We start from the raw sequence: 12,623 nt of genomic DNA, 5'->3' as shown, positions 1-12,623 counted from the left end.
CGCTTCGCTCCCCGCTGTATCGGTCCGTCCGGCGCGGCTCAGTGTCGCACCGCCGCCCGTGGTGTGTACAGGTTTCGCGGCAACCTCCCCCTGTCAGGCCATGTCCAGGTCGGGGGAGGTGTGTTGGCCCAGGAGGTTCGCCGGATCGTGCGTCGGCGATGCCTGGACCAGATCGTCGAAGTCCCCGCTCTTCGCCCCCGCGAGGAAGGCGGCGATCTCCGCTCTCGTGTAGAGGAGGGCCGGTCCCTCCGGGAAGCGCGAGTTGCGTACGGCGATCTGGCCGTCGGCGAGTTCCGCCAGTTCGACGCACTCCCCGTTGGCGTTCGAGTGCCCGCTCTTGCGCCAGCGGGCGCCGTGCAGCAGCGCGGCGGGCATGCCGTTGGCATAGTCGCCGACGGACGGGTGTCGTGCGTGCATACGGGGCCCTCCCCTGGAGCGGTACGTGGCAGGTGCGAGCGGAGCTGCGCGCAAGCCTATGCACAGACGGGTCCGGGAGTGCTGGAGTCGCTGCACTTGCAGATGTTCGTGCATCAGTAAGTGCAGCTGTCCTTGCGTCCGTTCTTGCAGGCGTTCTTGCCGATGCGCTTGCAGTGATGACGTGAACGCCTCACCATGTGCGCAGATGCCCCACCGTCAAGGTGTGTGCCGGACAAGGGAGTTCGCGTGACGACTGCGCCCAGCCGCTCTTTGGGCGGGGAGCTGCTGCTTCCCGCTTTCCTGTCCGGCGACGACACGGAGACTCTGGTGCTGCCCGCCGACTTCGATACGGAGAAGGCCGCCTGGGCCTTCGTCGACGCGGCCCTGGAACGCTGGCGGCAGACCGCGCTCGCACCCCGCGTGCACACGGCGGCCGGCGAGCTGGTGGCGAACGCCCTGGAACATGGCATGGCGGACGCCCCTGCAGAATCCTTTGAGCAGCCACTGGCCCTGGCCGTGCTCCGCGAGGGCCCCGTCGTCCTGTGCGCGGTCTTCGACCCCGGCCCCGCCCTGCCGGATCCGCTCGCGGGCTACGGCCTGCGGGTCGTCGAAGCGGCGAGCGACACCTGGGGCTGGACCACGCCCGGCCCGTCCGGCAAGGGCGTCTGGGCCTCCGTGACCCAGAACGGGACCGGCGGTGCCCCCGGCCCCGGCACCATCCGGCGGCTGCTGCAGCTCGCCGAGATCCTCACGGGCGCGGAGCGGCCGCGGCTCGTGGTCGTGGGGGAGGAGCCCCCGGCCGCCTGATCCTCGTAAGGCCGTACGATTCCGGGCAGCACCTCCCGCCGCGCGATCGCAGGGCGCCCCCACGCGGGGTCTCCCACCGAACGATCTCGGCCAGATCTCACCAGGAGACCGGAACCCGTGGCCATACCTCCGCCGCCCCAGGACAACCCGTATGGCCCGCCGCCGCAGAACCCGCAGACGCCACCGGGCGGCGCGCAGCCGTCCTACGGGTCGCAGGGGCAGGGCGGTCAGCAGCTTCCCGGCGGCCAGCAGCCGCCGTACGGTCAACCGCACTACGGCCAACCGCACTACGGGCAGCAGCCTTACGTGCCCGGCCAGCCCCCGTACGGCCAGTACCCGGGACACGGCGGATACGGCGGATACGGCAACGGCTGGCAGCCCCACCCCAGCGCCCCCGGAACCAGCGGTCTCGCCGTCGCCGCGCTCGTGACGTGTGTGCTCTGCTTCCTGCCGCTCGGCCTGATCTTCGGCATCCTTGCGCTGCGGCAGATCAAGCGGGGCGGTCAGAGCGGCAAGGGGCTCGCGGTCTCGGGCATCGTGGTGAACGCGGTGACCCTGCTCCTGACCGCCGTCTTCTTCGTCAGCGGCGGGGCCTCCGAGTTCTGGGACGGCTTCCGGGAGGGGATGCGGGAGGCGCAGCAGACGGCGACACCCGAGAAGGGGGAGTGCTTCAACGCCCCGGGCGGTGAGCTGGAGGGTCTGACGTACTCGCTCGACATCGTGCCCTGCACCCGGCCGCACGACGGCGAGGCCTTCGGCTCCTTCGAGCTCGTCATGTCCGAGTACCCGGGTCAGGGCCGCATCGACGACCTGGCCGATGCCAGGTGCGGCGCCATGGTCGAGGACTACGTCGGCGACATCGAGGCCGTCCCCGCCGACATCGCCATCTATTTCTACGGCCCGACCCGGCAGAGCTGGGACCTCGGTGACCGCGAGGTCAGCTGCATCCTCGGCAAGGAGTCCGGCGGCAAGTCGACCGGCTCGCTCCGCGACGCGGGCCGCGACGGGGCCGGTGGCAGCGGCGGCGGCGCCGACGCCGGCGACGGCGACCAGGGCGATTCCGGCGACGAGGGCGAAACGGCCGAGCCGGACGCGGATCCCGCCCCTGGTCAGGGCACCGAGGTGTAGCTCCCCCGGGAGCCGGGAACTAGATCAACTAAGCGCCGCGCACAAGTGGTTGACCCAGAACGTCATCACTTCGGGTAATTCTTTGGCCCATAGTTGCGGTCGACAACCGACGGTTGCCAGGCTGTTGCTGTCTGTCAACCCGATGGGAGTGGCCAGTGACGTTCGGTGAGCAGCCCGCGTATCTGCGCGTAGCGGACGATCTACGGAAGCAGATCGTGAGCGGGATTCTGGCGCCGCACACCCGGCTCCCCTCCCAGGCGCGCATCCGCGAGGAGTACGGGGTCTCCGACACCGTCGCCCTGGAGGCCCGCAAGGTCCTGATGGCCGAAGGTCTCGTCGAGGGCCGCTCCGGATCCGGCACGTATGTGCGCGAGCGCCCAGCCCCGCGCCGCGTCTCGCGCGCGGCCTACCGGCACCGCGGCGGCCTCTCGCCCTTCCGCCAGGAACAGGCCGAGAGCGGCGCGCGCGGCACCTGGGAATCCTGCAGCGAACAGGCCGCCGCCGACTCCGACATCGCCCGCAGGCTCTCGGTCGAACAGGGCGACCCGGTCATGCGTACCTCGTACGTCTTCCGCGAGTCGGGCGAGCCGATGATGCTCTCCACCTCCTACGAGCCGCTCGCCATCACCGGGCGCACCCCCGTGATGCTCCCGGAGGAGGGTCCGCTCGGCGGCTGCGGCGTGGTCGAGCGGATGGCCGCCATCGACGTCGTCGTGGACAACGTGGCGGAGGAGGTCGGAGCCCGCCCCGGCCTCGCCGAGGAGCTGCAGCTGCTCGGCGGCGTGCCCGGCCATGTCGTCGTGACCATCGAGCGCACGTACTTCGCCTCGGGCCGCCCGGTCGAGACGGCGGACGTGGTCATCCCCGCCGACCGCTACCGCGTTGCCTACCACCTCCCCGTCAAATAGCCCGCACCCTCGCCGCCAACGAATCCGGCCCACCGGACAGTTGGGACCACGGCTGCGAACTGGGGGCGCATCCACGCGAACGCGCCCCCTCCCTCCTGGCTGATTTGCTGCCTCTTTGTGTCATTCCCGCTCCGCTGAGTGAAGGTCGGGCGTAGGCTCGGGCATATGCGGAGTGCGTTTTCCCTGCGCGGCGCCCGGCGGCGCCCGCAAAGCGGAGGGGTGGGTGTGCGATGAGTGACGCGGGACCCGCCCTCCCCTGGCATGTCATACGACAGGACGACAATGGCAACCGCTATCGCGTCGGCAGGTACGCGACCAGGGCGGAAGCCGAAAAGGTCGTGGACGAACTGGAGGGCCGCGGCCACAAACAGCTCTACTGGGTGGAGCGCCTCGACCGGAGGGCGGGCTGAGGCGGCCTGGCGGCCGGCGCGTGCGCCGTGCGCCGGTACATCCTGGCAACGGCCGCGCACTGCAGGGCCATGGAGGCTGCCATGGCCGCGCAGATGCCGGGCAGTCCTGCTCCCGACAGGGCGTACGCGAGTGACAGTTGGAGCATCACCCCGACCGTAGTGATCCGCGCGAGGGCAGGGCTGTCGCCGCTGCCCTCGAACACGCCGCCCAACGCGATGAAGCAGGCGAGCAGTACCAGGTACGGCCCGAGGCACCGCAGGTAGAGCGTGCCGGCCTCGGCCACCGCGCCTTCGGCGCCGAACGCCCGCATGATCCACGGCCCGGCGGCGAGCAGCGCCAGCGTCGCCGTGAGACCCAGCGCACCGGCGAGCAGCAGTGCCTGCCGCCCGACGGCACGCCGCTCGTCGTGTCCGGTGCCGAGCAGGTGCGAGGTGTGGATGGCGGCGGCTTGGCGTACCGAGTAGAAGGCCATGGTCGCGACGTACATGGCCTTGGTCGCGATTCCGTAGGCGGCGACTTCGGCGACGCCGATGCGGGCGACGACGGCCACGAGGGCGAGCGCGCCCGTCATCCGCACGACGAAGTCGGCTGACATGGGCAGCCCCGTCGCCGCGACCCTGCGGGCATCGAGGCGCAGTGACCCGGCCCGGCCCCGGGGTGCCCCGGCCGTCTGCCGCAGCACGGCGTTGCGGCGCAGCGCGACGCATCCGCAGACGAGCGCGACGGTGCGGCCCACGACCGTGGCGATCGCGGCCCCGCGGACCCCGAGGCCGAATCCGAGGATGAGCAGGGGATCCAGCGCGAGGATCAGTCCGTTGGCGAGCATGGCGAGTCTCATCGGGGTGCGGGTGTCGCCCGTGCCTTTGAGGATGCCGTCGACGACGTTGGTCGCGAAGAACACCGCGATTCCCGGCAGCGCGATCGAGAAGTAGTCGGCGGCGAGGGCCGGCGAGCTGTCTTCCGCGGTCCCGAGTACGAGTCGGGCGAGCGGCTCGCGGCACAGGAACCCGCCGACGGCGACGACGGGTGTGACGATCGCCCACAGCGTCCAGCCGCCGCGCACGGCGGAGCGTATCGCCGCCTGATCCTGCGCGCCTCTGGCCCGTGCGACCAGCACGGTTGTGCCTGAGCCTGCGACGAGGACGACGCCGAGCAGCAGGTTCTCCAGGTTCGTCGCGACGGCCACCGCGGCCACGGCCTCCCCGCCGAGCCTGGCCACCCAGACCATGTTGATGATCCCCGCAGTGACGCTCGCGAGGAGCTCGAAGTAGACCGGATACGCCAGCGAGACCAGCTTGCGCCGGTGCGCTGATTCCCCCATGTTCACGCCCCCTCTTTTCGCTGTACCTCGAATCGAGGTACAGCGAAAAGAGTTAGCATGGCCGCGAAAGTCGGGCAAGTGTCACTCGGGCGCAGGAGAGGATTCGGTCGCGTGCTGGAGCTGTCGATTCTGGGGTTCCTCCACGAGGGGCCCCTGCACGGATACGAGCTGAAGGCCCGCATCCAGGGCCTCAGCGGCCACATTCGCCCCGTCAGCGACGGCGCGCTCTACCCGGCCATCACCCGGCTGGTGAAGGCGGGCCTGGTGGAGCAGCGCACCGAGCCCGGGAGCGGCGCGGCGCCCCGCCGGATCCTCACGCTCACCGAGGCGGGCCGCGTCGAGCTGCAGGCCCGGCTCAGGGACCCCAAGGAAGCCGAAATCACCGACGGGCAGCGCTTCTTCACGCTGCTTGCGTTCCTGCGGCACCTGCCCGACCGCGCCGAGCAGGCCGCGGTCCTCCGCCGCCGGCAGGTCTTTCTCGACACACCGGCGAGCTTCTTCTACCGCGACGGCGAGCCGGTACGGGCCGAGGAGGCGCCGGACCTCTTCCGGCAGGGCATGCTGCGCATCGCCCGTGCGACGGGTGCCGAGGAGAAGCGGTGGCTGGCCGAGGCGATCGCGGCCCTCGAGGGCTGATACCGACCCGCCGGCCGGGCCCTGTGTCTCGCTAGGGTCCTGCCTGGCGCGGGTTCCGGACGAACAAGGCGGAGTGATGACGATCCTGATCGACACGGTGGCGTGGGTGCGGGTGGAGAACGGCAGGATTCTCTGCGCCCGGCCCCGGGGGAAAGGCGTCTTCTACATCCCCGGCGGCAAGCGGGAGGGCGCGGAGAGCGACCTGGAGACCCTGCTCCGCGAGATCAAGGAGGAGCTGACCGTGCTCCTCGACCCGGACAGCGCGCTGCACGTGGGCACGTACGAGGCCGAGGTGCCCGATCTGCCGGGCGGTGCCGTGGTGCGGATGAGCTGCTACACCGCGGACTACCAGGGAAGCCTGGTGGTGAGCGGCGAGATCGAGGAGATGGCCTGGTTCTCGTACGCGGACCGTCCTTCGGTGCCACCGGTCGACCAGCTGCTCTTCGACGACCTCAAGGCCGCCGGCGAATTGAGGTGACCCGGTGCCGGGCCCGGTGCCGGGCCCGGTGGCGAACCCCCGGCCCGCGTGCGGCATGAACCCCCGGGCCCGCACGCGGCGTGAACTTCCGGACCCGCACGCGGCGTGCCCCCGGCCCGCGCGCCGCGCGAGACCCCGCGCGGCGCACACCCCCTACGCCGTTCGTGCCACAGTGCGCCGATGCCGGCGGTAGGTCGCGCTTGATATCGGGTATGTGCTGATTAACCCCATGAAACCGGACAGCTGTTCCGGCCCCCCGCTCCGGGAAGTGATCGGCGTGATCGAGACCGAAGGCGACTGCGCCGAGTGGAGCTTTCCCGCCGATCCCACCGCTGTGCGCGCCGCCCGTGCTCTCGTCCGCAAGCAGCTCGTGTACTGGGGGCTCGGCGGGCTCGGTGATGTCACGGTGCTGCTCGTCAGCGAGCTTGTGACCAATTCTTTGCGGTACGCCTCCGGCCCCATCGGCGTCCGGCTCGTACGCCCCGCGGGGCCTCCCCGCGTACTACGGGCGGAAGTCTCCGATCCGCTTCCGGATCCGCCGCTGGAGCGGGAGGCCGGGGTGGACGACGAAGGGGGTCGTGGCCTGCAGCTCGTCGCCCGCTCCGCCAGCCGCTGGGGCACCAGCACGGGGCACACGGGGAAGACGGTCTGGTTCGAATTGTCGCTTCCCGCATGGCGCGGATCGGACGGCGCGGGTTAGATGTCCGCAACCGTGGTTAGAACGTGAACGAGAGCCGATCTCCCAGCGACCCGGCCGAAAACGTCCGCATCGCATGGGAGCTGTGAACGCGGTGTTGCATGCGGCCGTAGTGCTGGATACTGCGGGCAAGCCGTCGAGAGGTCGGTCCATGACGGTGAGCTGGAGGGGACGGTCGCGTGAGCGAGATACCACCTGCCGGGGCGCCTGAGCCGGAGCAGCCGGAGCAGCCCGAGGGGCGCGCGGGGGCGCCGCGAGGCGGTCATGCCGCCGGCGACATCCTGTGGCAGACCAGCCCGCCCGGTTCGATCTACGACTACATCAAGGTCGCCTCGTTCTCCCTCGGCGCCGACGGCCGCATCGACCAGTGGTCCCACCGTGCCGAGCTGCTCTTCCACGTCCCCGCCGCGGATGCCGTCGGCAGGGATCCGATCGACGCCTTCGTCCCCGAGGGCCTGCGCGACATCGGCCACCGCAGGGTCGGCGAGATCCTCGACGGCAAGGAGTGGACGGGCGTCGTCCCCTTCCGGATGGCCGAGGACGGCTCGCTCGACGGAGTCGCCGAGGTCTATGTGATGCCGACCGAGACCGTGCACGGGGAGCGGGGCGCCGTCTGCATCGTCGTCGATGTGCGCGCGCTGCGCCGGATCGAGACCGACCTCGCCGCCTCCGAGGCGATTTTCGGCCAATCGCCTTTCGGCTTCCTGCTGTTCGGTACGGATCTGCGTGTCCAGCGCGCCAACCGGCGCTTCGCCACCGTCTTCGGCGGCAGCACGGACGAACACCGAGGCCGCACCGTCCACGACTACCTCCCGCGCGGCGAGGCCGACCGGATGGCCGCCGCTCTCCAGCACGTCCTGGAGAGCGGCGAATCCGTCACGGACATGCAGATCGTCGGCCCCGCGCCCGGTTCGCAGGAGCGCCGCCACTGGTCCATCAACCTCTACCGCGTACACAGCGGCACCGGCCGCCCCATCGGCGTCGCGGGCATCGGCACCGACGTCACCCGCCGCCACGCCGCCGCCCGCGAGGCCGCCCAGTCCCGCCGCAACCTCGCCCTGCTCAACGAGGCGGGCTCGCGTATCGGCAACTCCCTCGACCTGGAGACCACCGCCCGCGAACTCCTCGACGTCACCGTCCCCGTCTTCTGCGACTTCGCCTCCGTCGACCTCTACCAGGGCCTCCTCGACGGCGACGAGGCGGCCATGCAGTCCCACAGCCTCGCCGACGGCAGCGCCGAACTGCGCCGCGTCGCCTTCTCCAGCGCCGTCTCCGACGTCCCGCTCGACGACTCCGGCGAGCCCGTCGGCATCGGCGACCTGCACCGGTACGCCTTCAACTCGCCCTGCGCCGACGCCCTGCGCACCGCCCGCCCGGTCACCATCCCGCGCACCGAGGGCGGGCTCGTACGCTCCACCCTCGCCGTGCCGATGGTCGCGCACGACACCGTCGTCGGCCTGGTGCGCTTCTCGCGGACCATGGGCAGCGAGTCCTTCTCGGAACGCGACCGCACCCTCGCCGTGGAGCTCGCGAACCGCGCCGCCGTCTGCATCGACAACGCCCGCCTGTACCGCCGCGAACACGAACGCGCCCTCATCCTGCAGCGCTCCCTGCTCCCGCCCGGCGACCCCGAGGCCTCCGGCCTGGACATCGCCTGCCGCTATCTGCCCGGCAACGCGGCCACCGAGGTCGGCGGCGACTGGTTCGACGTCATCGAACTGCCCGGCCACCGCACCGCCCTCGTCGTCGGCGACGTCATGGGCCGCGGGCTGCGCGCCGCCGTGGCGATGGGGGAACTGCGCACCGCCGTACGCACCCTGGCCCTCCTCGACCTCGAACCCGCCGAGGTCCTCTCCGCCCTCGACGAGATCGCCCGCGGCCTCGGCGCGCCCACGCCCTGGGGCCAGCACCCGCACTCACCGCAGTCCACCCGCCGCGCCCTGCAGGGCCGCGATGTCGACCCTTCCGAGGTCTACCTCGCGACCTGCGTCTACGCGGTGTACGACCCGGTCACCCGCCGCTGCACCTTCGCCAACGCCGGCCATCTGCCGCCCGTCCTCGTCGAACCCGACGAGGAGGCGCTGATGCTCGACGTACCGCCGGGCATGCCGCTCGGCGTCGGCGGCGAACCCTTCGAGGAGGTCGAGGTCGAGCTCCCGGAAGGCGCGCTGCTCGCCCTGTACACGGACGGCCTCGTCGAATCCCGCGACCACCCGCTCGACGAGGGCCTGCACGCCTTCCGCGCCGCCCTCACCGACCCCGCCCGCCCCCTCGAAGACGTCTGCGACCACGTCCTGGGCACCCTCGACACCCACCACGGCGAGGACGACATCGCCCTGCTCATGGCCCGTGTCCAGGGCCTGCCCGGCGAATCGGTCGGCGACTGGACGCTGCCCCGCGAGGCCCGCTCGGTGGGCCGCGCCCGCGAACTCGCCCGCGCCCAGCTCGCCGCCTGGGACCTCGAAGCCCTCATCGACACCACGGAACTCCTGGTCAGCGAGCTCGTCACCAATGCCCTGCGCTACGGCGAGGGCGAGATACGTCTGCGGCTCCTCCTGGACCGCAGCCTCGTCTGCGAGGTCTGGGACGCGGGCCTGGTCCAGCCCCGCCGCCGCCGCGCCCGCGACACCGACGAGGGCGGCCGCGGCCTCCAGCTCGTCGGCCTGCTCAGCGCCTCCTGGGGTGCCCGCCGAACCCCCCGCGGCAAAACGGTGTGGTTCGAACTCCCTCTCCCGAACGGCGACTCCCCGTCGGAACCCTCGGTGGACGCCCTGCTGAGCATGTTCTGAACCCGCGCCTCACGACGTTGCCTTCATCGCCGCAAGGCGCGCCTCGATCTCCGCCTGATCACCCAGCGCTTCCAGCTCCTCGAACTGGGCGTCGAGGGAGGACGCCGCAAGTTCCTCCTTGCCCAGCGCCCGGGCCTCCTCGCGGCGGACCTTGTCCTCGAAGCGGGCGAGTTCGCTCGTCGGGTCGAGGATGTCGATGCTCCGGGCCGCGTCCATCATCCGGTTCTGCGCCTCGGCCGTCTTCGCGCGGGCCACCAGCTCGTCCCGCTTCGACTGCAGCTCGCCCAGCCTGAGCTTCATCCCGTCGAGCCCCGACTTGAGCTTCTCGACCACCTCGGTCTGCGCCGCGATCGTCGGCGCGGCGCCCGCCGCCTCCTTCTCGCACTGCAGCTCCCGCTGCAGGGCCACCTTGGCGAGCGAGTCGAAGCGGTCCGCGCCCGCCGTATCGCCCGCGGCCCGCAGCTGATCGGCCTTCTTGCTGGCCGCGAGCGCCTTCCCGCCCCACTGAGCGGCCGCCTCCACATCCTCCTTGTGGTCCGCTTCGAGCAGCCGCAGATTGCCGATCGTCGTCGACACGGCCTCCTCGGCCTCCCGGATGTTGTCGCCGTAGTCGCGGATCAGCTGGTCGAGCATCTTCTGCGGATCCTCGGCCTGGTCGAGCAGCGCGTTGATGTTGGCCTTCGCGAGCTGGGCCACTCGCCCCAGAATGGTCTGCTTGGACATCGCGGACTTCCTTTACGCGTACGAGGATGACGTCGGTTCGGTCGATGTGCTCTTCACTCGCGTACGGAACGCACCCCGTACGCGGGTGAGCCAGGCTCAGAAGCGGCCCCCACCGCCCATCCGCCCCCGCGTCCCGCCCCCGCCGAAGCTCCCCGGCCCGCCGAGGCCGCCGCCGAACCCGCCGCCTCCACGTCCGTAACCGCCCCCGAAGCCCCCGAAGCCCCCGCGCCGCCCGCCCGTCCCGCCGAGCACCTCGCCGAGGATGATCCCGCCGAGCACCGCCCCGCCCATCCCGCCGGACCGCGGGCGCCCGCGGCCCATCGGCCCGCCGTACGGGTCGAAGGAGCGGGTGTCGCGCTCGGCGAGCTCCCGCGCCTGCCGCGCCATGGAGTCCGCCTGCCGCGCCTGCGCCAGCGCCGCCGGGGCATCGCCGTCCGCGAGGGCCTCCGCCCGGCCGAGATGCCGCTGGGCCTCCGTGAGCCGGGTGCGGGCCTCGCTGCCGACCCCGCCGCGGTGGGTGGTGATGTAGTCGGCGGCCGCGCCGACCGCGGAGCGCGCGGTGAGCAGGCTCTGGTCGAGCAGCCCGCGCGCCCGCCGCTCGGCGACCTCCCGTTCGCGCGCCCCGGCCAGCGCCTCGTCGAGCACCGCATCGGCCTCCTCGGTCCGCCGCAGCGCGTCGATCGGGTCGTGGCGCCCGGCCGCCATCTCACCCCGTACGTCTTCGAGGACCGACTCGGCCCGCGCGATCCGCCCGCGCAGATCCGCCGTGGACGTGCCCTGTGCCGTGCCCTCGAGGAGTCCGCGGGCATCGGCCAGATCGGTCTCCGTCTCGGTGAGCGCCCCGGGCAGCTTCTCCGCGGCCTGCCGCAGCTCGTCCGCGAGCCGCTCGACGGCGTCCACGAGCGTGCCCGCCTGGTCGAGGGCGCCCTCGGCGGCGCGCAGATACACGGCGGCCGTCCCGTTCTCGCCGGCTTCGACGGCCTCGCGGGCCTGCTCCAGATGGTCCGTGGCGAAGTCCAGCCGCTCCTTCGCCTCCGCCGGATGCCCGCTCACGGGCGCGGCCGCCGATTCCGCGTACCGCATGGTGAGACTCGTCAGGGTCCCGAGGGCCGCCGTCGTCCGCGCGTCGATCTCCTCGTACGTGCCCTCGGCCAGCCGCAGCGCCTGGGGCGCGTTCCGTTCCAGGGCCCGCAGCCGGTCGAAATCGGCGCTCTCCAGGTCGAGCCTCCGGTTCGCCTCGGTGCAGCGCGAGACGATCTCGTCGAGCATCCGCCGCTTCGTCGCGTCATCCTCCGGCGAGACATCATGCCGCTGCCGCGGCGGGGCATCGTCGAGCTGCTGACGCAGCCGGAAGGCCGCGGTCAGCTCGGTCTGCGCGTACGTCACGGCGTCCTGGAAGCGTTTGACGGCCGCGTCACCGAACTGCGCGGCGGCGAAGCCGAGTTCCTCGGCGGAGGTCCGTACGGCGTCATCGGTCTGTACGAGCAGCAGCCGCGCCCGCTTGTCCAGCGCGGGCAGCGCGGTGAGCGCAGGGCCCTGCTGCCATCCGGAGACCCGACCCCGGGTGCCGCCGCCACCGTTCTTCCGCCGCCTGCCGCGCGCGTACGCGTACACCGCGAGCGCGCCCGCGCTGCCGACCGCGATCACCGGGAGCACGAAGTCCCCGGTCGCCGGGCCGTGGTCCTCGGCGGCGCCCGGATCGGGGTCACCGGGCGTGATCGCCGGGGTCGGCACCGGGGAGCCCGCGACGACCGCGCCGTAGCCGTTCGCCGCACCGATCGCGGCGCCCGCCCAGTCGTTCTGCCGCAGCGCCGGCTCGATCGCGGTGGCGGCGACGACCTGGAGCTGCGCGCTGCTCAGCCCGGAGTCCTGGTCGGCGGAGTAGGCGTACTGCCGGTCGTGGGTGGCGACGGCGAGCAGGATGTCGTTCATGCCGAGCCCGCCCAGCTCGGCGGTGGTGTCCGCCCAGGCCTGGGCGCCCTGCCCGGAGAAGTCCCGTACGTAGACGACGAAGAGCTGCAGCCCGTGGTCGTCGTAGAGCCGGTCGAGGGCCCGCGCGACCTCGTCCTTGCGCCCGCCGACCGCGCCCACCTTGTCGGTGATCTGCCCCTGCCGCGACAGCGTCACCGGGTCCTCGGCCCGTACGGGGGCGGCCAAGAGCAGGGGCAGCGCCACCGCGAACAGGGCGGCGAGCACCGCCCGCGCGGCGCTGTGCGGCAGCGTTCGGGGTGGCGTCACATATGCGAGCGTATGTCCGCATCTGCGGGGTCGCGACCGGGCCGCTCCCGGCCACGACCCCGGCGCCCGA

The 12,623-nt window shown here is 72.1% G+C and carries 11 protein-coding genes and 1 pseudogene; 8 read left to right on the top strand and 4 right to left on the bottom strand.

Annotated features, from left to right (window positions below; all coding sequences use genetic code 11):
• Positions 1-165: 165 nt before the first annotated feature.
• Positions 166-417 (bottom strand): annotated as a pseudogene (locus ACLF6P_RS16870) (DUF397 domain-containing protein); the annotation flags it as partial.
• Between the two features lie 246 nt (positions 418-663).
• Between ACLF6P_RS16870 and ACLF6P_RS16865 the strand changes: the two are divergent.
• The 4 genes from ACLF6P_RS16865 to ACLF6P_RS16850 all read left to right on the top strand — a co-directional run bounded on the left by ACLF6P_RS16865 (position 664) and on the right by ACLF6P_RS16850 (position 3,670).
• Positions 664-1,224, top strand: a complete 561-nt coding sequence (locus ACLF6P_RS16865) for an ATP-binding protein (protein WP_415951184.1) — start codon at positions 664-666, stop codon at positions 1,222-1,224.
• 117 nt (positions 1,225-1,341) lie between these two features.
• Positions 1,342-2,352, top strand: a complete 1,011-nt coding sequence (locus tag ACLF6P_RS16860; RefSeq protein WP_415951183.1) for a DUF4190 domain-containing protein — start codon at positions 1,342-1,344, stop codon at positions 2,350-2,352.
• Positions 2,353-2,507: 155 nt separating this feature from the next.
• Positions 2,508-3,260 (top strand): GntR family transcriptional regulator, encoded by a 753-nt coding sequence (locus ACLF6P_RS16855; RefSeq protein ID WP_415951181.1) that lies wholly within the window; start codon positions 2,508-2,510, stop codon positions 3,258-3,260.
• Between the two features lie 230 nt (positions 3,261-3,490).
• A complete protein-coding gene (locus ACLF6P_RS16850) occupies positions 3,491-3,670 on the top strand; it encodes an SPOR domain-containing protein (RefSeq protein WP_415951180.1) in 180 nt (59 codons plus the stop codon).
• On the opposite strand, the gene ACLF6P_RS16845 is transcribed toward ACLF6P_RS16850, so the two are convergent.
• Complete coding sequence (locus ACLF6P_RS16845; RefSeq protein WP_415951179.1) at positions 3,634-4,992, bottom strand: MATE family efflux transporter; 1,359 nt, start codon at positions 4,990-4,992, stop codon at positions 3,634-3,636. The genes ACLF6P_RS16850 and ACLF6P_RS16845 overlap by 37 nt on opposite strands.
• Before the next feature lie 111 nt (positions 4,993-5,103).
• Between ACLF6P_RS16845 and ACLF6P_RS16840 the strand changes: the two genes are divergently transcribed.
• From ACLF6P_RS16840 to ACLF6P_RS16825, 4 genes are all read left to right on the top strand, one after another.
• A complete protein-coding gene (locus tag ACLF6P_RS16840; RefSeq protein WP_415951178.1) occupies positions 5,104-5,628 on the top strand; it encodes a PadR family transcriptional regulator in 525 nt (174 codons plus the stop codon).
• 76 nt (positions 5,629-5,704) lie between these two features.
• Complete coding sequence (locus ACLF6P_RS16835; RefSeq protein WP_415951177.1) at positions 5,705-6,106, top strand: NUDIX hydrolase; 402 nt, start codon at positions 5,705-5,707, stop codon at positions 6,104-6,106.
• 268 nt (positions 6,107-6,374) lie between these two features.
• Positions 6,375-6,806, top strand: a complete 432-nt coding sequence (locus ACLF6P_RS16830; protein ID WP_415951175.1) for an ATP-binding protein — start codon at positions 6,375-6,377, stop codon at positions 6,804-6,806.
• A gap of 176 nt (positions 6,807-6,982) precedes the next feature.
• A complete protein-coding gene (locus ACLF6P_RS16825; RefSeq protein ID WP_415951173.1) occupies positions 6,983-9,592 on the top strand; it encodes a SpoIIE family protein phosphatase in 2,610 nt (869 codons plus the stop codon).
• Between the two features lie 9 nt (positions 9,593-9,601).
• On the opposite strand, the gene ACLF6P_RS16820 is transcribed toward ACLF6P_RS16825, so the two are convergent.
• Both ACLF6P_RS16820 and ACLF6P_RS16815 read right to left on the bottom strand, forming a co-directional pair.
• Positions 9,602-10,315: a PspA/IM30 family protein gene (locus tag ACLF6P_RS16820; protein WP_415951172.1), complete on the bottom strand. Its 714-nt coding sequence runs from the start codon at positions 10,313-10,315 to the stop codon at positions 9,602-9,604.
• 96 nt (positions 10,316-10,411) lie between these two features.
• Positions 10,412-12,553 (bottom strand): TPM domain-containing protein, encoded by a 2,142-nt coding sequence (locus tag ACLF6P_RS16815; RefSeq protein ID WP_415951171.1) that lies wholly within the window; start codon positions 12,551-12,553, stop codon positions 10,412-10,414.
• Positions 12,554-12,623 lie beyond the last annotated feature (70 nt).

It is taken from the genome of Streptomyces lothianensis (genome assembly GCF_047779955.1).
Classification (GTDB): domain Bacteria; phylum Actinomycetota; class Actinomycetes; order Streptomycetales; family Streptomycetaceae; genus Streptomyces.
The sequence above is the reverse complement of the archived record's forward strand: the minus strand, read 5'-3'. Positions and strand labels throughout refer to the sequence as shown.